Origin of the sequence: Natrinema pallidum DSM 3751, from assembly GCF_000337615.1 — an archaeon.
GTDB classification, from domain to species: domain Archaea; phylum Halobacteriota; class Halobacteria; order Halobacteriales; family Natrialbaceae; genus Natrinema; species Natrinema pallidum.
Window position 1 is genome coordinate 23,656 of the sequence record NZ_AOII01000014.1, and the last position, 24,526, is coordinate 48,181.

Consider the following 24,526-nt stretch of genomic DNA (forward strand, 5'->3'; position numbering starts at 1 on the left):
CGACCAACTGACTCACGATGCTGACAGCAGACGGACGCGAGATGGATCTCGCGACGAAAGTCGGCCAACTGTTCGTCGTCGGGTTCGACGGGACGGAGCCGACCGACGACCTTCGAACGTTGATCACCGACCGACAGTGTGGCAACGTCGTCTACTTCGGTCGGAATATCGAGTCCCCCGACCAGGTCGCGACGCTAACCGACCGCCTCCGCCGACTGATACTCGAGGAGGGGGCGGGGGTCCCGCCGTTCGTGATGGCCGACCAGGAAGGCGGGGTGGTGTCTCGCCTCGGCTGGGGGACGACACTGCCGAGTCAGATGTGTCTCGGTGCGAGCGCCGACCCCGAACTCGCGCGGGCCGCCGGCGAGGCCGTCGCCGCCGAACTGGCGACCCTCGGTATCAACGTCAACCTGGCTCCGGTACTCGACGTCAACAACAACAACCCGCGCAATCCGGTGATCGGCGTCCGCTCGTTCGGCGAGGACCCCGACCTGGTGGGCGACCTCGGGGCCGAACTGGCGATGGGGATGCAAGCCAACGGGGTTGTCGCCTGCGGGAAACACTTCCCGGGCCACGGCGACACGAGTACCGACTCCCATCACGAACTGCCGGTCGTCGAGCACGACCGCGATCGACTCGCGGCCGTGGAGTTCGCGCCGTTCCGGCGCGCGATCGAAGCCGGTATCGACGCGATCATGACGACACACGTGTCGTTCCCGGCGATCGCGGACTCCCCGTCCACCCCGGCGACGGTGTCGCCTGCCGTCCAGCGCCGACTGCTCCGCGACGAACTCGGCTTCGGCGGGCTCATCGTGACCGACGGGATGGAAATGCGTGCCATCGCGGATACGATCGGCACCCCGGCGGGTTGTGTCCGAGCGCTCGAGGCGGGCTGTGATCTACTGCTCGTCTGTCACACGCCCGAGACTCAGGCGGCCGCGATCGACGCCGTGATCGATGCGGTCGAATCGGGCCGGCTCGACGAGGCGAGGATCGACGCAGCCGTCGAGCGGATTCTGCGGTTCAAACGCCGCCGACTGGGGGCCTCGCGTCCGCCGTCAGCCGCTCGCTGGGCGGAGACGGCCGACCGGTCACGCGAGGTCGGCCGCGCGATCGCCGCTCGCGGGATCACGCTCGTCCGGGACCGCGACGACACGCTGCCGTTGACGACCGAGCGGCCGCTTCACCTGATCGGCTCGTCGAGTGGCCGGTCGTCGCCGGCGGAGGACGACGAGTTCGAGCCGACGCTGCTCGCCGACTCGCTCGCGGCCGCCGGGTTCGATGTCACCTGTCACGAGGTCGCTGACCGGTCCGACCTGCCGTCGGTCGAAGCCGGGACACAGGTAATCGCCACCGTCGACGGCGCGATGGCCGACGAGTCGCGGGCGGCCGTAGTCCGGACGCTCGACGACCGCAGACAACGGTTCGCGGCGGTAGTCGTTCGCAACCCCTACGACCTGTCGGCGGTTCCCGACGTCTCGACCGCGGTGTCGATGTACGATTACACGCGGGCGACGCGCACCGCGCTCGGCGAGGTTCTGCTCGGCGAGACGACGGCGACCGGTCGGCTGCCGGTCACCGTCCCCGAACTCGCGGACTGACGGGACCGTGCTGAACCGTCTCCATCCCTCATCGATCGCTTGCAGCGAACGGAGACGGGCGCGATGTCGCTGCCGGTGTGTCGGCAAAGGTCGGCTATTGTTTCACACCGCCTTCCGTCAGCCCCTTCACGATCGGCTTCTGGAATAGCACGAACAGCAGCAGAATCGGGACCGTCGCGACCGTCGATGCGGCCATCATCTCGCCCCAGTAGTTCTGGTCGCGTTCCATGAACTGCTGCATCCCGATCGAGAGCGGCGTCACGTCGCCTCTCGCCATGACCGACGCGAACAACACCTCGTTGAACGCGACCAGGAACACGAACATCCCCGTCGCGGCGATACCCGGCGCTGCAAGGGGTAAGACGATCCGGACCAGCGCCTGGAACCGAGTACAGCCGTCGACGCGGGCCGCTTCCTCGAGCGACGCGGGGATCGTGTCGAAAAAGCCCCGTAGCATCCAGATCGCGAACGGGACGGCGAACGTGGTGTAGACGAAGATGATCCCCTGATAGGTGTTGATAAGCTGGACCCCGACGGTGTCGTGGAACGTCCGGAACAGCATAAACATCGGCAACAGGATCAGGATTCCGGGGATCAGCTGCGTCCCGATGAGCGATGCGCCGACGTACCGCCGGCCCGGGAACCGGTATCGCGAGAACGCGTATCCGCCGAGGCAGGCGATACAGAGCGCGATGACCGTCGTCACGCTCGCGATGATGAGGCTGTTCATGAAGTACTCGATCAGATCGACGCGAGACCACATGTCGATGTAGTTCTGGTAGTGAAGCGACGTCTCGGTGAAGCTCGGATCGCCACCGACGATCTCGAACCGGGTCCGGAAGCTGTTGAACACCATCCAGTAGATGGGGAACAGCGCCCAGATCAGGATCGTCAGTAAGAGCCCCTTGGAGGCGAGCGCGAACAGTCGGTCCGTGGTCGCTTCGGAGAGCGGCCACTCGTCGGGTATCATTGGTCTTCCTCCTCGAGATCGCTTCGAATGAATCGACGGTAGTAGATCGTCGCGAGCACCATCGCGACGACGAACAGTCCGACGCTCATTGCGGCCCCGCGGCCGAACGCGAACGCCCTGAACGAGAAGTTATAGATGTACACCATCGTCACCTCGACCGACGACGGTGGACTCCCGCCGAACATCACGTACGGCGTCGTAAAGTCGATCATCGTCCAGAGCAACATGAGCAAGACGACCACCCCGGAGACGGGTTTGAGCTGTGGCAACGTGACGTACCGAAACTTGCCCCAGCGGCCGGCCCCGTCGATCGCAGCGGCCTCGTAGAGTTGCTGGGGAATGGACTGGAGGCCGGCATAGAGCATGATCATCACCCAGGGGAACTGCAGCCAGACGTGTGCGATGGTCATCGACCACAGTGCCTGATCGCCGAGTAACCAGAACACGGGCTCGTCGATGAGTCCGACGGACATGAGCGCGTGATTGATGATGCCGGATTCCGAGAGGAACATCATTCGCCAGACGTTCAACGTCACGATCGCCGGTGCGATCCACGGCAGCAACAACAGCGTTCGAACGAAGAACGATCCCTTGAACTCCTGATTGAGGAGCAGCGCCGCCGTCAGCCCCAACACGTAGGTCCCGACGAGCACGCCGACCGACCAGAGCACGGTCCGCGAGATCGAGTACCAGTACCGACTCCCGATGGTCGTCGTGGGGTCCATCACGAAGGCGTAGTGCTCGAGGCCGACGAACGGTGCACTCGTCCAATCGGCGATGTAGTTCGAGTTGACCCCCATGACGCTGATCGTCGCTCCCCATACGACGGGGATGACGTGGACGACGAACATCATCGCCAGCGCGGGAAACAGAAGTTTGTATGCGTATTGGTGCTTCTCGTCGAGTCGATTGTACAACGGGAGATACCGTCCGATCCCCCCGTCGGTCACTCGCTCGTGTAACCGGGTGAAAGCGCGTGCCATAATGTCTTAGGTTTGTGAACCGTGATAATTCCTTCTCCCGACCTGAGGCAATCAACCCTGTTGTGCCTGGTCGACGAGATCCTGTGCAACGCCGGCAGCCTCGTCGAGGAGTTCCGCGGAGCGTCCGTCCTCCCACTCGCCCGTGACGACCTCCTCGAGCCACGTCCCGATCGTGTTGGTGAGTTCGCGCTCGACTTCGCTCAGACCGGGGATCATCGGATAATGCCGCGCGTCGGGGAGCACATCGTCGTGGAGCGTCTGACTGAGTTCATCGTCGAACGCGTCATGGTCGAACGCCTCTTCGACCGTCGGCAGGAGTCCGATCCGATCGGCGAACGTCGCGTTGGCGTCCGGCCGTGAGAGCCACGAGATCCACTTGGCGGCCTCCTCCTGTTTGTCCGACCACGGTCGAATACCGAGCCCCTCCATGCCGAAGAACGTCGACCGGTCGCCGGACGGCCCGGCCGGGAGTCGGCCGATCGTAAAGTCGCTCCGATCCGCCCCACCCTGTTCGACGAACGGATCGACGGGACTCAAATCCTGCATGATCGCCCCGACGTCCTCGTTGATCAACGCCCCGTCGAACTCGTCGACCCCCCACTCGGCGACCTGGCTCGGCATGACGTCCTCCTCGAGAATGAGATCCTTCCAGAAGTTCAAGGCCTCGACGCCGGCGTCCGAATCGAACAGGATCTCGTTCGTGTCCTCGTCCGCTACCCGACCGCCGTTTTGCCAGAGGAACGTGACGAACGCGCGCGGGAGTTCCCAACTGACGCCCATCATCGCATAGAGGTGTTTGTCCGGAAACGCCTCGCGGAACGCCTGCCCCTGGTCGACGAGGGCGTCCCAGTCGTCGGGCTGGCCATCAATCCCCGCTTGCTCGATGAGCGGGTCGTACTCGAGATAGCCACGCGGTCCCCAGAACCACGGAATGCCGTGAATCTGCCCCTGATAGTCCATGATGTCGGTGACTTGATCGAAAAACGCGTTCTGATCGGGGAGCGACGCGTCCAACTCCGAGAGATCGACCCACCCACCGGCGTTTGCCTGTTGTGGCAGGAACGTCGACGCGATGTGGTCGACGTCCGGCCCGACGCCGGACTGAATATCGGTTACCTGTGAATCCGGGACGTCGGCCCAGGTCAGGAACTCGTGTTCGACTTCGATTCCGGTCTCCGCTTCGAAGGCATCGGACTGCTCCTCGAGCCAGTCCGACTGAGATTCCTGGCCGATATAGCGTGCCCGAACCGCATCTCCGGCACCGCCGGAACCGGTGAACCCGTCCAAACACCCCGCGAGTCCGAGTGTCGTCGTTACGCCAGCAGACTGCAGTAGCTTGCGTCGGGAGCGGTCGTTCATCTCATTCGTACCCGAACTAATATTCATGCTAATTGTATATATAGCTTACTGTTGGCTGTGGTTGTGATGGGGCGTCGTACCGAGAGCAAGTGGTGCCGAACCGATCGATCACGGTCCGTTCGCCGGCCGATACCACCTCGTCGTGCGAACCGACATGCAGCCCCTCGTCCCTCGATCGCGACCGCTCGGTCGCTGCGCCGTCACCCAGTTCGATGCCCGTCACGGTCGGTGGCCGAGTCGAACGTTTATTACTAACCGATTCGAACGGAACGTATGAAACTGGTCGACTACGAACTGTTCCAAGTGCCGCCCCGATGGCTTTTCCTGAAACTCGAGACGGCGGACGGATCGATCGGTTGGGGCGAACCGATCGTCGAAGGGCGAGCGAAGACCGTCCGAACCGCCGTCGACGAGATCATGAACAGTTACCTCCTCGGAACGGACCCACACCGGATCGAGGACCACTGGCAAGCGATGTATCGGGGTAGTTTCTATCGCGGCGGACCCGTGTTGATGAGCGCCATCGCGGGCATCGATCAAGCGCTGTGGGACCTCAAAGGGCGAACGTTCGACGCCCCGGTATACGAACTCCTGGGCGGGAAGTCACGCGACAGAATTCGGGTCTATCAGTGGATCGGCGGCGATCGAGCCGAGGAAATCGGTGCCGAAGCCGAGCAGTTGTGTGACGTCGGCTACACCGCGTTGAAGATGGACGCGGCGAACCAGATGCGACACCTCGAGCCACCGGCCGTGGTAGACGAGGTCGTTTCGCGTGTCGAACACGTTCGTGAGACCGTGGGTCAAGGCGTCGATATCGTCGTCGACTTCCGGGGACGAATCTCCAAGTCGCTCGCGAAACGCATCGCGCCGAAACTCGAGCCGTTCGGTGTCACGTTCATCGAGGAACCGGTGTTGCCGGAGAACCTCGAGTGTTTGCCCACGCTCGCATCGCAGACCACGGTTCCGCTGGCGACGGGCGAACGGCTCTACTCGCGGTGGGATTTCAAGCCGCTGTTCGAACGAGGCGGGATCGATGTCGTCCAGCCGGACGTCTCCCATGCCGGCGGCATCTCCGAGATGGTTCGGATCGCGAACATGGCCGAGGCACACGACGTGGCAGTGGCCCCGAACTGTCCGCTCGGACCGATCGCGCTTGCGGCCTCGTTGCAAGTGAGCGCAACCGTTCCGAACCTCTTGTTCCAGGATCACGGGTTCGACATCTATCCCGCCCCGAAGAGCGCGGCCGACGACTACCTCGACGACGCCTCCGTCTTCGAGTTCACCGACGGCTATCTCGATCCGCTCGACGGACCCGGACTGGGTATCGAAATCGACGAGGACGCCGTTCGGGAGCGGTCCCAGCAGAACTTACACTGGCACAATCAGGTGTGGCGGCAGGCCGACGGGAGCATCACCGAGTGGTGACCCGAAGCGACCTGTTTTGTTTCGCTGTCGGAAACAAACGGGACCGATCCGGGACTGTTTGGTTGCTCGCCCCAGTAGCATCGATCTGCATTTACACACGTATGGTTGTAATTTCTTGAGTGGTCGCCGCCATGAGAGACTCGTCTCGATGGTCAGTAGCTCTCGTTTCGCACAGCGCAACAAATCGAGCACGGACCGCGCCTCAGGTGGGACGGACCGCAGGTCGACCACGAGACGAATAGCTCGAATCGGATACCGCACCCGCAGTCACGGTCGTCGCTCGTCGACAGTCCGACGTACCACCGGCCGGCACTCGGACGGCGGACCCGGTCTCGCTGTTTTCGTTGCCGGTCACTCGAGATAGGCGCGCGTGGTTTCGTGAAACGGGCGGAATCCCTCGGCGCTGTCGACGCCGGTTTGTTTCCCTAGGACGGTGTTTTCGGCGGCTACGCCGTCCACGAGGTTGTCGAACTCCGCATCGATACCGCCGTGGGACTGGAGGAACTCCACCTGGGACTCGTGTTGTCTGATCGCATCGGCCTTGACCTCCTCGTAGCCGGTAATATCGACGTAGATCGACGGCTCGAATTCGGACGTGGGCTTCCCGAAGTAGTAGACGTTCTCCGGATCACAGGGGTCGGACGGCGTCTCGACGCGGGGCAACGACGCCATGTAGTAGGCGTCGGTGACGAGTCGCGACGTGACTCGGTGATCCGGGTGCATGTCGTCCCGATAGTGCGTGAGGATGACATCCGGCGCGAACGTTCGAATCGTCTCGACGATCGAGAGTCGGTTCTCGAGGGAGTATTCGATGCGGCCGTCTTCGAACCCGAGGAACTCGACCTCGGCAGCACCGAGCGTCTCACCCGACCGACGCGCTTCGTCCTCGCGGACGGCGGCGATGTCGGTCGTCGACTCGAGTCCGCCGTACTCGCCGCTGGTAAGGTGGGCGATGGTAACCGTGTCGCCCCGGTCGGCGTGTTTCGCGAGCGTCCCACCGCAAAATATGTCGGCATCGTCCGGATGCGCAACGATGGCTAATAGCTCCATGGACGTGTCGACTGACGAATGGGAGCGTCATAATAATTCCGGCTCGGTCGGGTTCGGGTTAAATCGGGGTTCGCCGCCGCTACTGCTCGGCAGCCGTCTCAGCAGTGAGGCTCGACCGCAGCAATCGGCTCGCACTGAAGAGAATCCCGGGGACGTTTTCCTCGAATCGCTTGCCGGAGAGTTCGTCGGCCCAGCCCGAGACGAAGATCGCGCCGGTCAGCGATTCGGTCGAGAGACCGACGGCAACGCTGTTGACGCGCGAAAACTGTTCCTGTCGGTCGAACGCGACCCCACGATCGCGGATTCGATCCAGCTCGGCACGTAACTCGGATTCGTCCGTAATCGTGTACTCGGTCCGCGCCGGCCGCCGATCCTCGAGCAGTGCCTCGAGCGCGTCAGTCGACTGCTCGGCGAGGATCGCTTTTCCGGCGGCGCTACAGTGACGGAATCGCGTGTTGTACGCCGGGAACCCGTGCTCGGCGTGAGTCGTGGAGAGATAGACGTCGACGACCCGCCCGTCGTGCTCGATCGCGAGCCCGGCCACTTCGTTCGTCATCTCGGCGAGTTCGTCGACCGGATCGACGGCTGCGTGCCGCAACTCGGTTCGGGAGCCGGTACGTACCCCGTAGTCGAGGAACTGAACGGACGGCAGATAGCGTCCGTCGGAGCGGTCGACGTATCCGAGTTCGTGTAGCGTCGACAGGTGCTTGGAAACGGTGCTTTTGCTGAGGTCCGTTCGATCGGCGATGGCCGTCACACCGATCGGCTCCCGCGAGTCGGCAACGATCTCGAGAATCGTTATCGACCGAACGGTGGCGTCGATCGTGGTATCAGTCCGCATGGGAATCGGTTCGTCTCGGCTCTATATAGTCGTTTCCGTGTCCGAAACGCCCGAAACCAACGTTCAACGTAAATTACTTATATGAAGTAATTGAAGTAATTGAACGCGATAGATGAGTGATCAGACTGTCTACGACGAGTTAGGAGTGCCACGTGTAGTCAACGCCGCCGGGACGAAAACACGGATCGGTGGCAGCCGGATCCGGCCGGAAGCCGTCGAGGCGATGGGACGAGCAGCGACCGAGTTCGTCAGGCTCTCCGATCTCCAGGCGAAAGCGAGCGAGGTGATCGCCGACGCGACGGGAGCGGAGGCCGGCTACGTTACGTGCGGTGCGGATGCTGGACTGCTTCTCGCCGCGGCTGCGGCCCTGGCAGGGGACGATCCCGGAACGATGGACCGGTTACCGGATACCGACGGCATTCCGGACGAGATCATCATGCCACGGACACACAGAACCGGCTACGATCACGCGTTCCGGACGGCCGGGGCAACGATCGTCGATGTCGGCACGAACGACCGCGTCCTCGGGACCGGATCGACCGCAGTCGAGCCCTGGGAGATCGAAGCCGCCATCTCCGAGCGGACGGCGGCGATCGGCTACGTCCAGAAACCGTACACCGAACCCGCCCTCCCGACGGTCACGGAAATCGCGTCCGCACACGACGTTCCGGTTATCGTCGACGCAGCTGCGGAACTGCCGCCGACGGAGAACCTCTCACGGTTCATCGAAGAGGGAGCGGATATCGTAGTCTTCAGCGGTGGGAAGGCGATTCGCGGCCCACAGACGACCGGCATCGTCGCCGGTCGGAGCGATCTCATCGAATCGATCGCGCTCCAACAGCTCGACATGCACGCTGCCGAGGAGGTCTGGCAACCGCCGTCACCGCTCGTCGACGGCGACCGTCTCGACGGCGTCCCACGACAGGGGATCGGCCGGCCGCTAAAAGTCGGCAAGGAGGAACTCGTCGGTCTTCTCGTCGCCCTCGAGTCGTTCCTCGAAGCCGATCACGACGCCACGCGGGGCCGATGGCGGCGTGAGGCGGAGCGCATTATGGCCGCGCTCGAGTCCGTCGAGGGCATCGACCTGACGCTCGACGACGATGACGTGTCGGTCGCCCCGGAAGTCGTGGTCCACGTCGATACGACCGCGGCGGCGTGCTCCGCGACGCAACTCGTTCGAACGCTTCGGACGGACTCGCCGCGAGTGTTCGTCGGTGCGGACCGCCTCGACGAGGACATCGTCACGATCAACCCCATGTGTCTTACGGAGGCCGAACTGGACCACGTGATCGCTCGCATCCGGACGTCCCTGACTGCGACTCAGTAACCATGATACTAGTGACCGAAACGCATATAATGGCCGTCAGACGTTATCGGAGTGGACGATGAACGAAATTGCAACCGACGACGCACCCGCAAGTATCGGTCCGTTTTCCCAGGCGATCCGCGACGGCGACCGGCTGTACGTCTCCGGACAAGGGCCGGTCGATCCCGAATCGGGGGAGATCGTCGCCGACGACATCGAGACACAGACGCATGCCGTCATGGAGAACCTCGAGACCGTTCTCGAGGCCGGACACAGCTCCCTCGACAACATCGTCAAATCGACGGTGTTCGTCACCGATATGGACGATTACGAGGCCGTCAACGCGGTGTACGAACAGTACGTAACCGACCCGTACCCCGCCCGGAGCGCCGTCGAGGTATCGGAGTTGCCGATCGATATCGGCGTCGAAATCGACGTGATCGCACGGGTCGACTCATGAAAGCGATCGCCGTCGAACGCGGCGATTCCCGGCCGCGTCTGATAGACAAACCACGTCCCGATCCCGACCCCGGCGACGCACTGGTCCGAACGCTCAGGGTCGGGATCGACGGAACCGATTTCGAGGTGATCGAGGGGACACACGGCGGGTTCCCCGCCGGGAGCGACCACCAGGTCCTCGGCCACGAAGCCGTCGGCGTCGTCGAAGACCCGAACGGGACCGATCTCGAGGCGGGGCAACTCGTCGTCCCGACCGTTCGCCGTCCACCGGGCGACGCGACCGAGTACTTCCGGCGCGGGGAGCCCGATATGGCACCGCCGGACGAGTGCCTCGAGCGAGGGATCGACGGCGCGCACGGGTACATGGCCGAGTACTTCACGAGTCCGGCGGCGTTCCTGGTCCCGATTCCCGACGCGTTCGCAACGACCGGGGTCCTAATCGAACCGATGAGCAATACGGAAAAGGCACTCGAGCACGCCTACGCATCGCGGTCGGCGTTCGATTGGCAGCGCGACGCGGCACTCGTGCTGGGGAACGGGCCACTCGGCCTGTTAACGCTGTCCAGATTGCAATCGGAGTTCGATCGGACGTATTGTCTCGGTCGACGCGACCGACCCGATCCGACGATCGACCTCATCGAACGATTGGGGGCGACCTACGTGGACTCGCGTGAGACTCCCGTCGCCGACGTTCCGGCGGTGTACGAGCCCATGGACCTCGTCTACGAGGCGACCGGATACGCGAGACACGCCTTCGATACGATCGATGCGCTCGACCAAAACGGCGTCGGCGTGTTGCTCGGGCTCCCGGGAGACGACGAGTTCGACGTTGCGGGCGGCCGACTCCACCGCAGGCTCGTCCTGGGGAACAGAGCGATCGTCGGCAGCGTCAACTCCCACATCGAACACTTCGAAGCCGCCTGTGAAACGCTCTCAGCGCTCCCCGACTGGTTCGGTGACGAACTGATCACGGACACGTTCGAACCGGCCGCGGTCGATGAGGCGTTCGAGGCGGCTCCGGATCGGATCAAGACCGTCATCGAGTTCGATTCACGCTGACCGATTTCGAGTGCTGATCGAGCAGCGGTCGCCCAGCGACGCGACTCCGCCCGCGATCGAGCAGCCGGGACGGACGTCCCCGACGGTTCGGTCACGATCGCGAGGACTGTGATCACTGTCGCCGACGAAGCCGAGGGAACATGTCGATTCGATACCAATCGGAATAATAAGATTTTATACTAGACTTGTCCTCTGCACTTGTTCAATATTTTTGCAATACTGACACTCCTGTTTCCACCCGCTATGGCGATTTTATCGGAGTAGGTGCTGTCTGAACGGAGAGCTTTCCGCTCTATCACCGCCAGACGATACGATCGTGCGCCTATCTACTGTCGCATATGGATGAATAACTTTCGAGTTTTAAGCGAATCTGTCGCAATATATGTCTAACTGGGGCTCATAAGTGGTTCCAGTGTCCGGTCTCTCGAGAGAAGGGCGTGACTATCGTCGTGATTCACGGTTCGAACGCAGTATAGTGTTCTCCAGTCTTGCCTATATTTTGAATTACTAATCAAAACACCTATTTGGAATGGGTGTTCTACGGACTGGACCAACCCTCGTATCGTCCGTCTCCTCGATCGGTCTCCCGTAGGACGGGTTCGGCACGGCGATTTTCCCATCGCCTGGGGACTGGTAGCCCGCCTGTGGGCGGATCCCGATGTGCAGTGTTGCTCCCTGGGTTCAGTCCGGGCTTTCCCGCGGCGGAACGCCGGCGATGCCCGTATCACAGACGATGCAGGCGGGGAGGCCGTGTTCCGCCGTAAACTGGTCGAACAATTCGGAGAGTCGCACGTCGTGACTCGCCAGAACCCCGCCGGGCGAAACCCGTGGTAGCGCCGTCTCGTACTCGAATTTCATATGTGGGAGTCGGTGATCCGAGTCGTGGAGGAACAGATCGACGGGGCCGACGGCCGCGAGCAGGTTCGGCAAGACCTCGCGTGCGTCACCCAGATGTAGTTCCCACCGGTCGCGACAGCGATCCGGGATCAGGTGACCGTATTCGAACGGCCCCGGCGGGCCACCGGGCAGATCCAGCGAGTGGAGCGTTCCGCCACCGTTCTCGGCCATCGCGGCGAGGATGTGCGCATCGAACGAACCGAACAGAACGCCGGTCTCGACGGCGGTTTCGATCTCGAGGGCGCGACAGACGACGTACAGCGTCACTCCGTCGCGCCAGTGGGTCGTGTCGGTCGCGACGCCGGCCTCGTGAATCGCATCGACGCGATCGGCATAGCGTTCGTGAAACCACTCGAGGTCGTCGTACTCGCGTTCGTACGCCCGCAGTTCGGCGGCCGACGCCGGGAGCACTGCCGCCAGTCGGTCGGCCCTGTCTCGCGTTTCGCGGCCGTAATCGAGGCGGCGGCGCTCGAGTCGCAGCCGCGCCTTCCGAACGGCGTAGATTGCGTCGCGGAGCGCGCCCGTCACCGGTAGCCCAGCGCCTCGAGGCGCGATTCGATGTCGCCACCGTGGTCCTCCGTCCGCTCCGTGCCGTCCGCGCCGTGCTGGCGAAGCCCCGTCGGGAGGGCGGGATCGCAGGTCCCGCGATCCCGGCCCTCGCGGATCGCCCAGGGAACCCGGCGGAGGGCGGGGACCGGCGTTCCGGGGGGATGCGACCAGACGCCGAACTCGCCGATCGCGTTGCCGTGGTCGCTGGTCATCGCGACCCGCCCGTCGCAGTTCGTGAGCAGACGCGTGAGATCGTCGAGCACCCACTCGAGGTTGTCCCGGTAGGCCGCCCAGACCGCCTCGTAGGAGAGGTCGCCGTCGCGCAGTCGCAGCCAGGGATCGTTCATCGAGTCCGTCTCGTCGGCATCGTCCTCGGCGTCGGCCAGCGCCTCGAGCGCCTCGCGGTCCGCAGGGTCGAGGGCCTCGAGATCGACATCATCGTCGTCGTCCCCGTCGGTGAATTGGCCCCAGTGTTCGATGTCGGCCGAGCCGAAGAACCACCCCGGCTGCGACCGGAACGGGGCGTGGGGCTGCATGTAGTGGACGACGATGCGGTCGATGCCCAATTCCCGGCGATGTCGCCAGATCGCGATCGCGGCGTCGGTCAGCGGCGCGGGCGGAATCGTCGAGATGTCGTCGTCGACCCACCCGTCGCGCCAGGCCTCGTGGAAGACGCCGAAATCGTCGGCCGTGAGCGGCAGGACATCGTCGGAGGTGACGAGAATGTGTTCACAGGATTGGGACGAAAAGGGGTTCCCGGTCACGTAGGCGGTGCGGGCCATCTCCTCGCGGTGTTCGGGGGCAAAGGTCCGATCCATCCACTCGGCCGATTGGGACCCGACCGACCACAGCGAACCCACCGCATCGGGGCTGGGGAGCGTCTCATGGCCGGCGGCGGCCGCCTCGCGCATGAGATCGAGCCGGCAGCCGTCGAGCACACAACAGACGTCCCACTCGCGCTCCCAGATCGGCGTCGCGGGGACGAGCCGTGAGAGCGTGTCTCCGATGCATCCGGTCGCGATCTTTTCGGATAACGTCGCGAGGTCCATCAGCGTCGGCTCCTGTGTGTGTATCGGCGCGATTCTGTTAGTAGCTTTTGATCGGCGACCGGACTGTCAGCAGCCGCGACACGATCGAGTGGCCGAGCGACCTGTCCCCGCCCGGTGTCGATCGATCGAAGGCAGCAACTATGGCATGGTGTGACAAGGCTTATTATGACGGTGTTCGTAGCGTTGATCGAGGACCGACAATCCCGGTCCAGTCTGACGAAATGAGCTCCTCACCACCGGATACCGAGACGTACGAAGTCACGCTCTCCAGAGACGAACGCTGGGTCGTCCACCACGTCCTCGCGACCCGCCTCGACGAGGCACTCGACGCGGACGAACGGCCGCCCGAATGGGTACTCGAGGCGATCGACACACTCGAGACCGACGGCGACACGGACCGGCTCACTGCCACCCAGGCCGATCGCATCTATGACGCGCTCGCCGTGTACGTCGACCGCGAGGAGACGCCCGACCGGGACGTCGATCACGGCACGGCCGCCCTCGACCAACTCGAGGACGGACGGAACGCGCAGGCGTAGCCGACGCACCGCTCACCGGTTCGTTTTCGCCGACCGTATCGCGTCGCTCAGCTCGCCGTCGGCCGCGTTCAGGGTCGCGTCGTCGCCCAGACGGCGGTAATCGCGAGCAAGAGTGCGGGCACAAGCGGGAGAATCAACAGTGCGAAGCGATACCCCTCCGCACCCGGCGGGACGAGATAGATGGCCGCCGGAGCGACGAGGAAGGCAAAACACAGGACGCCGACGAGAACCCAGCCGCGCCAGTCGAACTCGCGGTCGACCGTCGCGGGGTGGGGCGGTTCGTCCCCCCCGCCGTCGGCCGGCCCGTCGCCCTGTTCGCCGTCGGCATCGGTATCGAACGCCGCTGGATCGTGGACGTAGCCGCCGTCGTCGCTCGAGCTCACTATCGGATCGTTCGACCGCATCGTCAAAGCCCTCACGGTTGGCCGACCTGACAGGTCCGTCCCCGAGCGGCGAGCGAGCGGGACGCGGTCGCGTCCGTGCGGCGGTCGTCGGTTAGCGTTCGCTGTCCGGGCGAACGACGACCTTGCCGAACCCTTCCCGGTTCTGGATGATCTCGTGGGCGCGTGCGGTCTCGCTCATCGGAAGGTCCTCGCGGATCGCGGGCTCGAACGTCCCGTCCCAGACGAGTTCCATCACGTCGTCGACCTGATCGGGCGTCGCCATCGTCGAGCCGATGATCTGGAGCTGGTTCCAGAAGATACGCGGGATGTCCGTCTCGGGATTGCCGCCGCCGGTGCCGCCGCAGGTGACGAGCCGGCCGCCCTTGGTCAGGCTCTTCAACGAGTTCTGCCAGGTGGGCGCGCCGACGTGTTCGACGACCACGTCCACGCCCCGGCCGTCCGTCTCCGAGAGAACCCAGTCCGCGAAGTCCTCCTCCTCGTAGTTACAGACGTGATCCGCGCCGTGGGCCTCGGCGTAGTCGAGTTTTTCCTCGGTGCTGCCGGTCGCGTAGACCTCCGCGCCCGCGTAGTCGGCGATCTGCAGTGCGGCGTGGCCGACCCCGCCGCTTGCGCCAAGCACGAGAACCGTCTCGCCGGCCTCGAGGTCGGCACGCTCGATGAGCATCCGCCAGGCGGTCTGAAAGACCAGACAGCTCGAGCCGGCGACGTCCCAGTCGACGTGCTCGGGAACGGGGATCAGGTTGTCCTCGGGGATCGCCGCGTATTCGGAGTGGACGCCGGTGACGTGTTCGCCGATGATGTGGTATCGCGGATCGAGCGTCGGGTCGTCCATTCGAAGGTCGCCACAGCCGGCCGAGAGCGCGACGCGATCGCCCTCCTCGAAGCGCGTGACGTCCGCGCCGATCTCCGTCACGACGCCGGCCCCGTCGCTGCCCGGAATGTGAGGCATCTCGAGGTCGATCCCCGGCATCCCCCGCCGGGTCCAGATGTCCAGGTGGTTGAGTGCGGCCGCCTTGATGTCGACCAGCACCTCGTCCCGGTCGATCTCGGGGTCGGGGTACTCCCCGTACTCGATGACGTCGGTGTCGCCGTGCTCCGCGAATTGAACTGCCTGCATATACGCAAGCCAACGGAAACGCCGCGCATAACAGTTTGGCTACCAGCAGCCGGCGGTTGCTGGCCACAGCCGTCCGATACAGCCAGCGGTGGACCACGACCTCCGCCGCTCTAAGCTGGCTGCCACGACCCGTGGGGTGAGAGCCTGCCGCTGAAACCGGCGGGCGATGACATCTCACGGGATGGGAGCGCCTGTGACAGCGCCAGGGCCCACCGAGAGACGAGCGACGACCCCCCGCGGATGTCCCTCTCGGCTTTCCACGGGTCGGAACCCGCTGCCAGCAAGAGCGAGAGTTATAGTAGCAACTGAAACGATTGACACACTGATCGCAACGCCGTCGTGCGATCAGGTGTGCATTGACGTTCAGTTGCTACTATCGCTGGCATTCCCATGCCGGGAAGCCGCGCCGTTTACGGCGCGGAGGACGTCACCCGAAGCGGAGACGCGTGTGCGTAGTTTTTACCCGCCGGCTTTCGAAGGCGACGTATGAACAAGCCGACCACCAGCGACGCCGACCCCGACGACGTGACGCTCTGTACCGGCGTCGTCACGGTCTCCTCGAATCGGAGCCTCGCTACCGACGAGGCCGGCGAGGCGATCATCACGGCGCTCGAGGACGACGGCAACGAAGTCACGGTCCGAGAGCACGTCGGCGCGGACCACGACAAGGTCCAGTCGATCGTCTCGCGACTGATCGATCGCGACGACGTCGACATCGTGATTTCCGCCGGCGCGACCAGCGTCGAACCGACCGACATCACGCTCGACGCCGTCGAGCCGCTCCTCGAGAAGGAACTGACCGCGTTCAGCGAACTGTTTACCTTCCTGGCGTACGACCGAGTCGGAACGAAAACCGTCGCCGCGCGGACCCTCGCGGGCGTCGCCGACGGAACGCCGGTCTTCTGTCTCCCCGGCGACGCCGACGCGGTTCGCCTCGCGCTCGAGGAGATCATCCTGTCGGAAGCGCCCATGCTCGTCGGGCTCGCACGCGAGGAGCCGGACGAGGACGACTCGACCGACGCGGATGCGGCCGACGGAGGTGCCTGACGTGGGCGCTTCCGACCGTGATGGGGACGCGACCGACCGGCTCGACAAGGACGCCGTCCGCGAACGCGTCTGGGACGACCTGCAGGAACGCGGCGAAGCCCGCTTTCCGTTCCCGCCCCACGGCCGCATTCCGAACTTCGCCGGGGCGAGCGAGGCCGCCGACCGACTGGCCGACCAGCCCGAGTGGGCCGAAGCGACGACGATCAAAGCGAACCCCGACGCACCGCAACTCCCCGTCCGGCGGCGGGCGCTGCGCGAGGGCAAGACGGTCTACATGGCCGTGCCGCGGCTGGCCGACGAGCGGTGTTTCCTGAAGCTCGATCCGGACGACCTCGAGGACTACGACGCGGCGACCACTGTCTCCGGCTCGTCGACACACGGCGAACAGGTCGGCCCGGGCGCGATCGACCGCGTCGACCTGATCGTCTCCGGGAGCGTCGCGGTCACCGAGGAGGGCGGCCGGATCGGAAAGGGAGAGGGCTACAGCGACCTCGAGTACGCCGTCCTCCGGGAACTCGGTCTCGTCGACGACGCGACGCCCGTTGCGACTACCGTCCACGAGCGACAACTGATCGCGGCGTCGGTCGCGATCGAGGCCCACGACGTTGCGATGGATCTCGTCGTCACGCCCGAGCGCGCGTTCCGTCCGGAGGGGAGCGCGCAGCCGACCGGTATCGATTGGGACCTGCTCACGGACGACCGACTCGCGGAGATTCCGGTTCTGGAGCGGCTACGGACCTCGTAGCGCGATCCGGGTGACTGCGGGGCGGTCGCTGGTGATGGATCGACTGGAGCCGGCGGCGTCGACAGAAGGGGGTCCATCCCCGGGACGCGACGGAATCCGCCGCGTCCCGATGCCAGAATCGCAGGGTGTGACGCGAGCCGGTGGGGTGGGCCCGCGTCAGCGAAATCGGTTGGCAGTGGTGGGGGAAGGGTGCTGTGGTGGGGTTGCTGGAAGTCGCGGGAGCAGTGGTGGGTGCCATCGGTGGGGCCTGCCCGTCGACCTCCATCGCGACATAGCGGCGGCTATCACTTGAACGGGGGTGATGGTACACCGATTTTACGCCGAGTTCCGCCGAGTTCAATTCGATTTTATTCGGTCGAAATCGGCGGNGTGTATAAGAGACAGGGGCCTGCCCGTCGACCTCCATCGCGACATAGCGGCGGCTATCACTTGAACGGGGGTGATGGTACACCGATTTTACGCCGAGTTCCGCCGAGTTCAATTCGATTTTATTCGGTCGAAATCGGCGGTGAGAAAGTTTATACTGCTGAGACAGCCGTTCGAAAAACGGACAGGACGAAACGGCGATACTGGCGACCGAATCGATGCCCCAACCGCCAGCCCGGCTCGGCGGTCGGGTCCGAAAGCGTCAGTCGACGAGTTCGTCGGCGACGACGCTCGCGTCCATCAACTGCGGATCGATCGCGATGTCGAGTTGCCCCTTGACGAACTCGGGAACGGTCCGGTGGGCGTAGACGACGGTCCGGACCTCGTCGTTCAGATCGCAGACGATCGGGATCGTCGTCGCCTGTCCGACATCGGTCAGGACGTACAGGTCGGCCGTGACGACGCCAGCTTCCTCGAGTTGGGGGCGGGAGATGACGCCGTCGAGTCGGCTCACCGTGACGCCTTCGCTCTCGAGTGCAGCCCCAATGTCGTCCTCGTCGGGACCGGCGACGACGGCAGTCGTCGCGGAACTCATTCGTACTCGATCGTCGCGGGCGGTTTGTGGGTCACGTCGTAGACGACGCGGGCGACGTTCTCGTGGGAGCCCGTGATCCGGGACTGCATCCGTTGGAGCGTCTCCCAATCGATCTCCTGGGCGCGGGCGGTCATCCCGTCGCGTGACTCGACCGAACGGACGGAAACCACCCAGCCGTGGACGCGGTTGTCTCCCTTGACGCCCGTCGCCTTGCCGATGACGGCCGCCAGCGCCTGCCACGGCTCGTACTCCTCGAGTTCCTCCTCGACGACGTGGTTGGCCTCGCGTGCGACCTCGAGTTTCTCCTCGGTGATCTCGCCGATGATTCGGACGGCGAGCCCGGGACCGGGGAACGGCATCCGCTCGGAGACGACCTCCTCGAGACCGAGATGGCGCGCGACTTCGCGGACCTCGTCCTTGTAGAGGTCGCGGACGGGTTCGACGATCCCCTCGAAGTCGACGACCTCCGGAAGGCCGCCGACGTTGTGGTGGGACTTGATCCCGCCCTCGCTCTCGATGCGATCGGGGTAGATCGTTCCCTGCACGAGGTAGTCGGCGTCGGCGTCTTTCGCCTCGCGCTCGAACTCCCGGATGAACTGCTCGCCGATAATCTCGCGTTTCTCCTCGGGATCGGTGGTTCCCTCGAGCGCGTCGAGGAATCGGTCTTTCGCGTCGACGATCCGGAGCGATTCCATGTAGTCGAAGGTTTCGCGGATTTGGTCGGTCTCGCCTTTCCGCATCAGGCCGGTGTCGACGTAGACGGGCGTGAGTCGGTCGCCGATCGCTTCGTAGGCCAGGGCGGCGGCGACCGAGGAGTCGACACCGCCCGAGAGGGCGATGACGGCGTTGGCGTCGCCGATTTCCTCGTCGATCTCTGCGACTGCGTCTGGAACGAACGTTTCGGTGTCTACCATCAGTGGGTTACCTCGGTTTCGGTGTCGGTATCCGCATTCTCGGGGTCGCGCTCGGCCTCGTCGTCGGTCCGCTCGAGGGTCGCTTCGACGAGTCCGAGGAAGGGCGGACTCGGCTGACCGGGTCGTGACGTGTACTCGGGGTGGAACTGCGTCCCGACGAAGAACGGATGCTCCTCGAGTTCGAGGATCTCCATCCGGTTGCCCGCGGTGCCCGAGAAGACGAGCGGTTCGTCCTCGAAGGCGTCGAAGTACTCGGGGTTGACCTCGTAGCGGTGGCGGTGCCGTTCGCTACAGGAGGTGTCCCCGTACAGGTCGTAGGCGAGCGTCTCGGGCTCGATGACCGTCGTGTGCTCGCCGAGTCGCATCGTGCCGCCCATGTCCTCGACCTCGTACTGCTCGGGCAGGATGTCGATGACGGGATGGGGCGTGTCCGCTTCCATCTCGGCGGAGTGTGCTTCCTCGAGACCGAGCACGTTCCGGGCGTACTCGACGACCGCCATCTGGAAGCCCAGACAGAGTCCGAGGAACGGAACGTCGTTCTCACGGGCGTACTGAACCGCGCGGATCTTCCCTTCGGAGCCGCGCATCCCGAACCCGCCGGGAACGATGACCCCGTCCATCCCCTCGAGTTGGCCGTCGTGGCCCTCGCTCAACTCGTCGGCCGCGACCCAGTGAACGTTGACATCGCTGCCGACCTCGAAGCCGGCGTGTTTCAGCGACTCGTGGATCGACATGTACGCGTCCTCGAGATCGTACTTGCCGACCAGTGCGATGTCGATCTCGCCGTCTTTCTCGGTCGTGACGATCTCGCGCCACTCGTTCGCCCGCTCGCCTTCCGGTAGGGCCTCGTCGGCGAGTCCGAAGTGCTCGAGGACGTACTGGTCTAACCCCTCGTCTTCGACCATCAGGGGCACGTGATAGACGTCCTCGACGTCGGGGTTCGAGAACACCGCTTCCGTGGGAATGTCACAGAACAGCGCGATCTTCTCCTTCGTTTCGGGATCGAGCCGATCCTCACACCGGCCGACGATCACGTCCGGTTGGAGGCCGATCGAACGGACCTCCTTGACCGAGTGCTGGGTCGGCTTGGTCTTTTGCTCGCCGTTTTTCGAGTACGGGACGAGAGTCACGTGGGTAAAGAGGACGTTTTCCTCGGGTTCCTCGTGGGCGAACTGTCGCAGGGCCTCGAGGTAGGGCATCCCCTCGATGTCGCCGACGGTGCCGCCGACTTCGATGATACAGACGTCGGTGCCTTCCGCGGCCTCGCGGATGCGCCGCTTGATATCGTCGGTGATGTGAGGAATGATCTGGACCGTCTTGCCCAGGTAGTCACCCGCGCGTTCCTTCTCGATGACGTGCTGGTAGGTCTTGCCCGTCGTGATGTTGTGATCCGAGGTCATGTCGATATCGAGGAACCGTTCGTAGTTCCCCAGATCGAGGTCGACCTCGCCCCCATCCTCCAAGACGTAGACCTCCCCGTGCTGGTAGGGGTTCATCGTTCCCGCGTCGACGTTCAGGTACGGGTCGATCTTCACCGCGGTGACGTCGAACCCGGCGTTTTTGAGGAGTCGGCCGGTGCTTGCGGCCGTAATCCCTTTGCCGAGTCCCGACATGACGCCGCCGGTGACGAAGATGAACTTGTTCCCCAGCGAGGGGTCATAATGAGTGTCCGATTCCGTCGGCATACCGAGTGTGCGCGCGACCGCTTGAAAACGATTTCGGGAGCGAACCGCCCCCGACAGGGGTTGTCCCCCCCCATTGCCGTTGGAGACGGTCACTGTCACGGCCGCGACTACGACGGTCGTCCACCGTCACGTCTCACCCGGGCGCTTCGTCCCGTATTTCGATGATGTGAAGTGTGGTAACACCCATACTGGAACTCGCCGGCCGGGCTCGAGTCGCTCGAGCGTACCCGCGAACGGGCCGCACGCCGAGGCTCGCGGCCCGTCGAGATGTCGGACTGACACGAGTCACGGGTCGTCACGGCCATGGTATCCGCTCGCGACCCCGCAGTAATCGAATTCCACGTCCCCACCTCCGCTCGCAACTTCGTAGCGGTTTGGAGCGACGACGAACTCGCTGTCGTCTGGGCCTGAGGGTGTAGCAGCCACCGATTCGGCGGGTTCGTGTTCACCGCAGTGATGGCCGTAACGTTCGTCTGCGAACACGTGAGATTGTCGGATCGTTCCACGGACTGCTCATGGCCGGTTACGGTGCGTCCCTGTTTTTCTCGCATCAACTCGTGGATGTGAAGTGTGGAATCGAGTTCGATACGAGCGAGCGGTAGAACCCGTCACGAATCACGGGCAATCGATCGGAACGGGTCAATACAACTCGTACCGTGCGAACCGGGCCGCCGCGTAGCGATACGAGAGGATGCTGATCGCAGTACAACTCGTCAATAGGGCAAGTCCACCCCACGTTTGAATCGTGTCGGCAGGTACGGACGGTACGACGATCGTGAACACGTCCGGAAGAAATACGAGGAGCAAACCGACCAACCCACCGACTCCGACGAGAAACGAGTAGAGCCCGAGTACGGTGAGATGCGGAGTGACGACGGTTCGGCCGTCGGCTCGGGTCGATCGATGGGTTGCCGGCACCAGACAACCGAGACCGCTTCCAACTGCCGTCGCACAGATCGCAGACAGCACAGTGAACCCGGTCAGTACCGCTGTCTGTGGGATCGTAATCGGGCCCACGATGCCAGCTACTGCAAGCAGTATCGTTGCGGGTGGAAGCGTAATAACAAGGCCCGCGAGCATCCGGCCGGCGATGAAGCACCGATCGGGAACGGTCGCGAGGACGAGTTGTGAGTACATCGGTCCGCTGTCACCGATCGGGTTCAGACAGAAGAGTGCGCCAGCGGCCCAGACGGTTGCCACTGAAACGATAGGCGGGCCGACGAGCAGCGCGACCGGCAGCGGTTCTCCGAGGAGCGAGACTCCTGTCGGGAGCAACACGAACGCAGCGACGAACACGTGTGCGAGACCAGCGGGGTTTCGAACCCCGCGAAGTATCTGTATCCGAGCAACGCGAACCGACGGGTGACTCTCGAATGGGAGGTGTCCCGTTGCGACCGCTCGCGTCGGTTTGGCACCGGCGGATCGCTTGGAGGATCGCCACCAGACTGCAGGCGCGACCGTTCGGACCGCGCCGAGGAGACAGAGCGGAAGCGCAACCGCCGCAGCGATCGAAAGGGCGGAATCCACCGAACTGGCCGTCGAAACGGCGGGCGAACCGAGAAGCGCGAGGTTCGTATACACGGACAAGGGCATCTGGATCGCCTCCAGGGAACGGACGGCTTCTGGAAACGACGCGAGGAGAGACGGAGTCCGCTCGAGACCGGCGATAACGACTGCGAGAACAACAGCGAAAAGACCGTACAGCACTCGACGATCGATTCGTCGGACGACTGGCATCGCACCGAGCCCGAGTAGGTACCCGCCGAGGACACATGCAATGAGAAACGATGCGACGGATACTCCGCCGGTGACGACGAGCAGTGGCGCATCCATCCCAAGCGCAAAGACGGTCCAGACGGCAGTTGTCGGGACACCAAGGACGAGTACGACGCGAACGCACTCGGCGAGTACCAATCCGGTGGCGACGTCCGCTGCGGGCGCGGCGAGCAGGACGAACGCCGGTTCATCCGGATAGCCGATCTCTAGGATTGTTCGAAGCACGGTGAGCCCGACGACGAGAATTGCCAGGAAAGACAGTTGGCCCCCGAGAAGGTCGGGAAGCGGGATCGGTGGCTTACCCGTTACCCATCTTCGTCCGTACCGATACACGATGCGAATACCGCGATACCAGACCGGCGTCGTAACGAGGAGACTCGCGACCAGCAACAACAACCGTCGGCGATCGGCTATCAGCCGACGGCCACCCCGACGGAGCGTCGTCGAAAAGACGAGACGAACGTGATTATTCCCCATGCTCATCCGGCGTGTTCAGGCCCGCTGCTTCGCCGAAGAACGGAATTGCGACGACGATCCAAACGCCGGCACCGACGACAACCAGCGCATCATCAGTGGTAATCGGTGCGAAGAGAACTACGAATCCTGCAGCCAGAAGGAGTCCGAAACCACCACCCGCGAGCGAGCGCGGTCGGTGATCGAAAAGTACGGTACCGATTCCGTAACAGAGGGCCGACAAGAGAACGAAAACCCCTGCCGTCGCGTACCAATCCGAAACGTCGATCTCGACGAGCCCGTACAGTACGATTCCGCAAAGCGCGAGCAGAAGCGCGTTTCCGATGAGAAGTTTATTTGCCGTCAGTAACTCGAGGCGTTTTTGGATCATTGTATCTCATCTGTATTAGTATTGGAAATGAAATAATAAATACGTTCCGATTATGCAGCCGTACTCGATTCCGAACCGTCAGCAGAGGTCTAGCTTCGGATGAGAGCAGATATCTTTGGCGGGGGAATCACAGCCAACCTGGCTGATCGCAGCACAAGCGGCCTGCGTGAATGCGAAGCACGCACCGCCCGTGATGTACCCGAGTCCGGTAAGAACGCCACAAATGAAAGCAGTTGACGCTCCGCATCCGATCCGACAGATTTGCTTGACCGCGGTTTTACATCCTGCACACCCGATATCAAACGCTACCGAGATTTCGTCCGATTCGGCGGCCGGACCAGAGGAGTCAAGCGATACGTCGTGTACCGTTTCTTCCATCCCATCGAGCGCGTCGACGACGCGTGCGGTAATTGTACCCTCTACGTCGTCAATAGACTGCACATCGGCGGACGGTCGTTCGATCGATCTCTCGACGTACTCGAGCGACGCAATCGTCACTTCTGCTGAATCAAGCGATCGTCCGATCGTGAGATATGCCTCGTCGGCACTCGAACCCGCTATCGGGACTGAGACGAGTTCAAGCCGGTCCTTCCCATCGACTCTACCTGCGGTGATATCGTGGTCGGCGAGAGTATTTCCCTCTTTACGTACCTCCCTCTCGAGTTTCCGGAACTCGGGCGTGTCTTGGAGCCGTTCATACACTTCCGTTGCTTCCGAATCAGTCAGTTTGTCGAAACCGTCTGGAGTCTCAGCACTGACGGAGCCGATACCGATCGTCGTTAGCGCTGCGGTTGCGGTCCCCATTCGAAGCACCTTTCGACGGTTGTACGTAGTATCGTTGTTCCGGTCTGCCATGGTAGCGACCCAGATCGAGATATAATACACTACAGATTATAATTAATTGATGTATGTACATTCAGGTCGTGAGACGTGTGTCGGAGGGAGA

23 protein-coding genes and 1 pseudogene are annotated in these 24,526 nt (G+C 63.4%); 9 read left to right on the top strand and 15 right to left on the bottom strand.

Annotated elements, in window-relative coordinates; translation table 11 throughout:
* Positions 1 to 17: 17 nt before the first annotated feature.
* Positions 18 to 1,601 (top strand): beta-N-acetylhexosaminidase, encoded by a 1,584-nt coding sequence (gene nagZ / locus C487_RS00870; protein ID WP_006183766.1) that lies wholly within the window; start codon positions 18 to 20, stop codon positions 1,599 to 1,601.
* 94 nt (positions 1,602 to 1,695) lie between these two features.
* Here nagZ and C487_RS00875 read toward each other — a convergent pair whose 3' ends face one another.
* Genes C487_RS00875 through C487_RS00885 form a run of 3 tightly spaced genes read right to left on the bottom strand, consistent with a single transcriptional unit; the run spans position 1,696 to position 4,913 of the window.
* Entirely contained in the window at positions 1,696 to 2,571 is an 876-nt protein-coding gene (locus tag C487_RS00875) for a carbohydrate ABC transporter permease (protein WP_006183767.1), read from the bottom strand.
* Positions 2,568 to 3,554 (bottom strand): carbohydrate ABC transporter permease, encoded by a 987-nt coding sequence (locus C487_RS00880; RefSeq protein WP_049907757.1) that lies wholly within the window; start codon positions 3,552 to 3,554, stop codon positions 2,568 to 2,570. The genes C487_RS00875 and C487_RS00880 overlap by 4 nt, the downstream gene beginning before the upstream one ends.
* A gap of 51 nt (positions 3,555 to 3,605) precedes the next feature.
* The gene (locus C487_RS00885) at positions 3,606 to 4,913 is read right to left on the bottom strand and encodes an extracellular solute-binding protein (protein WP_006183769.1); all 1,308 of its coding nucleotides are present in this window, start codon (positions 4,911 to 4,913) and stop codon (positions 3,606 to 3,608) included.
* A gap of 273 nt (positions 4,914 to 5,186) precedes the next feature.
* Here C487_RS00885 and dgoD point away from each other — a divergent pair, with 273 nt between their 5' ends.
* Positions 5,187 to 6,338 carry a galactonate dehydratase gene (dgoD, locus tag C487_RS00890; protein ID WP_006183770.1) on the top strand — a complete coding sequence of 384 codons (1,152 nt, stop codon included), beginning with the start codon at positions 5,187 to 5,189 and terminating at the stop codon, positions 6,336 to 6,338.
* Between the two features lie 351 nt (positions 6,339 to 6,689).
* Here dgoD and C487_RS00895 read toward each other — a convergent pair whose 3' ends face one another.
* The gene (locus C487_RS00895) at positions 6,690 to 7,388 is read right to left on the bottom strand and encodes a PIG-L deacetylase family protein (protein WP_006183771.1); all 699 of its coding nucleotides are present in this window, start codon (positions 7,386 to 7,388) and stop codon (positions 6,690 to 6,692) included.
* Positions 7,389 to 7,467: 79 nt separating this feature from the next.
* On the bottom strand, positions 7,468 to 8,229 hold the full coding sequence (locus tag C487_RS00900) for an IclR family transcriptional regulator (RefSeq protein ID WP_006183772.1): 762 nt from the start codon (positions 8,227 to 8,229) through the stop codon (positions 7,468 to 7,470).
* A 112-nt stretch (positions 8,230 to 8,341) separates the two neighbouring features.
* Here C487_RS00900 and C487_RS00905 point away from each other — a divergent pair, with 112 nt between their 5' ends.
* Genes C487_RS00905 through C487_RS00915 form a run of 3 tightly spaced genes read left to right on the top strand, consistent with a single transcriptional unit; the run spans position 8,342 to position 11,053 of the window.
* Complete coding sequence (locus tag C487_RS00905; protein WP_006183773.1) at positions 8,342 to 9,556, top strand: aminotransferase class V-fold PLP-dependent enzyme; 1,215 nt, start codon at positions 8,342 to 8,344, stop codon at positions 9,554 to 9,556.
* A 58-nt stretch (positions 9,557 to 9,614) separates the two neighbouring features.
* Complete coding sequence (locus C487_RS00910; protein ID WP_006183774.1) at positions 9,615 to 9,995, top strand: Rid family detoxifying hydrolase; 381 nt, start codon at positions 9,615 to 9,617, stop codon at positions 9,993 to 9,995.
* Positions 9,992 to 11,053 carry a glucose 1-dehydrogenase gene (locus C487_RS00915; protein WP_006183775.1) on the top strand — a complete coding sequence of 354 codons (1,062 nt, stop codon included), beginning with the start codon at positions 9,992 to 9,994 and terminating at the stop codon, positions 11,051 to 11,053. Before C487_RS00910 ends, C487_RS00915 begins: the two co-directional genes overlap by 4 nt.
* Before the next feature lie 681 nt (positions 11,054 to 11,734).
* On the opposite strand, the gene C487_RS00920 is transcribed toward C487_RS00915, so the two are convergent.
* Together C487_RS00920 and C487_RS00925 are read right to left on the bottom strand one after the other, a co-directional pair.
* The gene (locus C487_RS00920; RefSeq protein WP_006183776.1) at positions 11,735 to 12,478 is read right to left on the bottom strand and encodes a class I SAM-dependent methyltransferase; all 744 of its coding nucleotides are present in this window, start codon (positions 12,476 to 12,478) and stop codon (positions 11,735 to 11,737) included.
* Positions 12,475 to 13,548 carry an alkaline phosphatase family protein gene (locus C487_RS00925; RefSeq protein WP_006183777.1) on the bottom strand — a complete coding sequence of 358 codons (1,074 nt, stop codon included), beginning with the start codon at positions 13,546 to 13,548 and terminating at the stop codon, positions 12,475 to 12,477. The genes C487_RS00920 and C487_RS00925 overlap by 4 nt, the downstream gene beginning before the upstream one ends.
* 221 nt (positions 13,549 to 13,769) lie before the next feature.
* On the opposite strand from C487_RS00925, the gene C487_RS00930 reads away from it, so the two are divergent.
* A complete protein-coding gene (locus C487_RS00930; RefSeq protein ID WP_006183778.1) occupies positions 13,770 to 14,087 on the top strand; it encodes a DUF7853 family protein in 318 nt (105 codons plus the stop codon).
* Between the two features lie 68 nt (positions 14,088 to 14,155).
* On the opposite strand, the gene C487_RS00935 is transcribed toward C487_RS00930, so the two are convergent.
* Both C487_RS00935 and C487_RS00940 read right to left on the bottom strand, forming a co-directional pair.
* On the bottom strand, positions 14,156 to 14,470 hold the full coding sequence (locus C487_RS00935; protein ID WP_049907760.1) for a hypothetical protein: 315 nt from the start codon (positions 14,468 to 14,470) through the stop codon (positions 14,156 to 14,158).
* A gap of 112 nt (positions 14,471 to 14,582) precedes the next feature.
* Positions 14,583 to 15,608 carry a zinc-binding dehydrogenase gene (locus C487_RS00940; protein ID WP_006183781.1) on the bottom strand — a complete coding sequence of 342 codons (1,026 nt, stop codon included), beginning with the start codon at positions 15,606 to 15,608 and terminating at the stop codon, positions 14,583 to 14,585.
* A 123-nt stretch (positions 15,609 to 15,731) separates the two neighbouring features.
* On the opposite strand from C487_RS00940, the pseudogene C487_RS22150 reads away from it, so the two are divergent.
* From C487_RS22150 to C487_RS00950, 3 genes and pseudogenes are all read left to right on the top strand, one after another.
* Positions 15,732 to 15,917, top strand: a pseudogene (locus C487_RS22150) (hypothetical protein); the annotation flags it as partial.
* Positions 15,918 to 16,094: 177 nt separating this feature from the next.
* The gene (locus tag C487_RS00945) at positions 16,095 to 16,655 is read left to right on the top strand and encodes a MogA/MoaB family molybdenum cofactor biosynthesis protein (RefSeq protein WP_006183782.1); all 561 of its coding nucleotides are present in this window, start codon (positions 16,095 to 16,097) and stop codon (positions 16,653 to 16,655) included.
* Complete coding sequence (locus C487_RS00950; protein WP_006183783.1) at positions 16,633 to 17,400, top strand: 5-formyltetrahydrofolate cyclo-ligase; 768 nt, start codon at positions 16,633 to 16,635, stop codon at positions 17,398 to 17,400. The genes C487_RS00945 and C487_RS00950 overlap by 23 nt, the downstream gene beginning before the upstream one ends.
* Before the next feature lie 628 nt (positions 17,401 to 18,028).
* On the opposite strand, the gene C487_RS00955 is transcribed toward C487_RS00950, so the two are convergent.
* The 6 genes from C487_RS00955 to C487_RS00980 form a co-directional block, all read right to left on the bottom strand.
* On the bottom strand, positions 18,029 to 18,361 hold the full coding sequence (locus C487_RS00955; protein ID WP_006183784.1) for a DUF7126 family protein: 333 nt from the start codon (positions 18,359 to 18,361) through the stop codon (positions 18,029 to 18,031).
* Complete coding sequence (gene guaA, locus C487_RS00960; RefSeq protein WP_006183786.1) at positions 18,358 to 19,275, bottom strand: glutamine-hydrolyzing GMP synthase; 918 nt, start codon at positions 19,273 to 19,275, stop codon at positions 18,358 to 18,360. The genes C487_RS00955 and guaA overlap by 4 nt, the downstream gene beginning before the upstream one ends.
* Positions 19,275 to 20,960, bottom strand: a complete 1,686-nt coding sequence (gene pyrG, locus C487_RS00965; RefSeq protein WP_006183787.1) for a glutamine hydrolyzing CTP synthase — start codon at positions 20,958 to 20,960, stop codon at positions 19,275 to 19,277. The genes guaA and pyrG overlap by 1 nt, the downstream gene beginning before the upstream one ends.
* A 639-nt stretch (positions 20,961 to 21,599) precedes the next feature.
* Entirely contained in the window at positions 21,600 to 23,213 is a 1,614-nt protein-coding gene (locus tag C487_RS00970) for a hypothetical protein (RefSeq protein ID WP_006183788.1), read from the bottom strand.
* Complete coding sequence (locus tag C487_RS00975; protein WP_006183789.1) at positions 23,203 to 23,580, bottom strand: hypothetical protein; 378 nt, start codon at positions 23,578 to 23,580, stop codon at positions 23,203 to 23,205. The genes C487_RS00970 and C487_RS00975 overlap by 11 nt, the downstream gene beginning before the upstream one ends.
* A gap of 78 nt (positions 23,581 to 23,658) precedes the next feature.
* Positions 23,659 to 24,435, bottom strand: coding sequence for a halocin C8-like domain-containing protein (locus tag C487_RS00980; RefSeq protein ID WP_083864448.1), 777 nt, complete (start codon positions 24,433 to 24,435; stop codon positions 23,659 to 23,661).
* Positions 24,436 to 24,526 lie beyond the last annotated feature (91 nt).

What these genes read in the sequence shown, in the direction of transcription:
- nagZ (WP_006183766.1), top strand. Translation starts at nt 18, where the DNA reads ATGCTGACAGCAGACGGACGCGAGATGGATCTCGCGACGAAAGTCGGC.
- C487_RS00875 (WP_006183767.1), bottom strand. Translation starts at nt 2,571, where the DNA reads ATGATACCCGACGAGTGGCCGCTCTCCGAAGCGACCACGGACCGACTG.
- C487_RS00880 (WP_049907757.1), bottom strand. Translation starts at nt 3,554, where the DNA reads ATGGCACGCGCTTTCACCCGGTTACACGAGCGAGTGACCGACGGGGGG.
- C487_RS00885 (WP_006183769.1), bottom strand. Translation starts at nt 4,913, where the DNA reads ATGAACGACCGCTCCCGACGCAAGCTACTGCAGTCTGCTGGCGTAACG.
- dgoD (WP_006183770.1), top strand. Translation starts at nt 5,187, where the DNA reads ATGAAACTGGTCGACTACGAACTGTTCCAAGTGCCGCCCCGATGGCTT.
- C487_RS00895 (WP_006183771.1), bottom strand. Translation starts at nt 7,388, where the DNA reads ATGGAGCTATTAGCCATCGTTGCGCATCCGGACGATGCCGACATATTT.
- C487_RS00900 (WP_006183772.1), bottom strand. Translation starts at nt 8,229, where the DNA reads ATGCGGACTGATACCACGATCGACGCCACCGTTCGGTCGATAACGATT.
- C487_RS00905 (WP_006183773.1), top strand. Translation starts at nt 8,342, where the DNA reads ATGAGTGATCAGACTGTCTACGACGAGTTAGGAGTGCCACGTGTAGTC.
- C487_RS00910 (WP_006183774.1), top strand. Translation starts at nt 9,615, where the DNA reads ATGAACGAAATTGCAACCGACGACGCACCCGCAAGTATCGGTCCGTTT.
- C487_RS00915 (WP_006183775.1), top strand. Translation starts at nt 9,992, where the DNA reads ATGAAAGCGATCGCCGTCGAACGCGGCGATTCCCGGCCGCGTCTGATA.
- C487_RS00925 (WP_006183777.1), bottom strand. Translation starts at nt 13,548, where the DNA reads ATGGACCTCGCGACGTTATCCGAAAAGATCGCGACCGGATGCATCGGA.
- C487_RS00930 (WP_006183778.1), top strand. Translation starts at nt 13,770, where the DNA reads ATGAGCTCCTCACCACCGGATACCGAGACGTACGAAGTCACGCTCTCC.
- C487_RS00940 (WP_006183781.1), bottom strand. Translation starts at nt 15,608, where the DNA reads ATGCAGGCAGTTCAATTCGCGGAGCACGGCGACACCGACGTCATCGAG.
- C487_RS00945 (WP_006183782.1), top strand. Translation starts at nt 16,095, where the DNA reads ATGAACAAGCCGACCACCAGCGACGCCGACCCCGACGACGTGACGCTC.
- C487_RS00950 (WP_006183783.1), top strand. Translation starts at nt 16,633, where the DNA reads ATGCGGCCGACGGAGGTGCCTGACGTGGGCGCTTCCGACCGTGATGGG.
- C487_RS00955 (WP_006183784.1), bottom strand. Translation starts at nt 18,361, where the DNA reads ATGAGTTCCGCGACGACTGCCGTCGTCGCCGGTCCCGACGAGGACGAC.
- guaA (WP_006183786.1), bottom strand. Translation starts at nt 19,275, where the DNA reads ATGGTAGACACCGAAACGTTCGTTCCAGACGCAGTCGCAGAGATCGAC.
- pyrG (WP_006183787.1), bottom strand. Translation starts at nt 20,960, where the DNA reads ATGCCGACGGAATCGGACACTCATTATGACCCCTCGCTGGGGAACAAG.
- C487_RS00970 (WP_006183788.1), bottom strand. Translation starts at nt 23,213, where the DNA reads ATGGGGAATAATCACGTTCGTCTCGTCTTTTCGACGACGCTCCGTCGG.
- C487_RS00975 (WP_006183789.1), bottom strand. Translation starts at nt 23,580, where the DNA reads ATGATCCAAAAACGCCTCGAGTTACTGACGGCAAATAAACTTCTCATC.
- C487_RS00980 (WP_083864448.1), bottom strand. Translation starts at nt 24,435, where the DNA reads ATGGCAGACCGGAACAACGATACTACGTACAACCGTCGAAAGGTGCTT.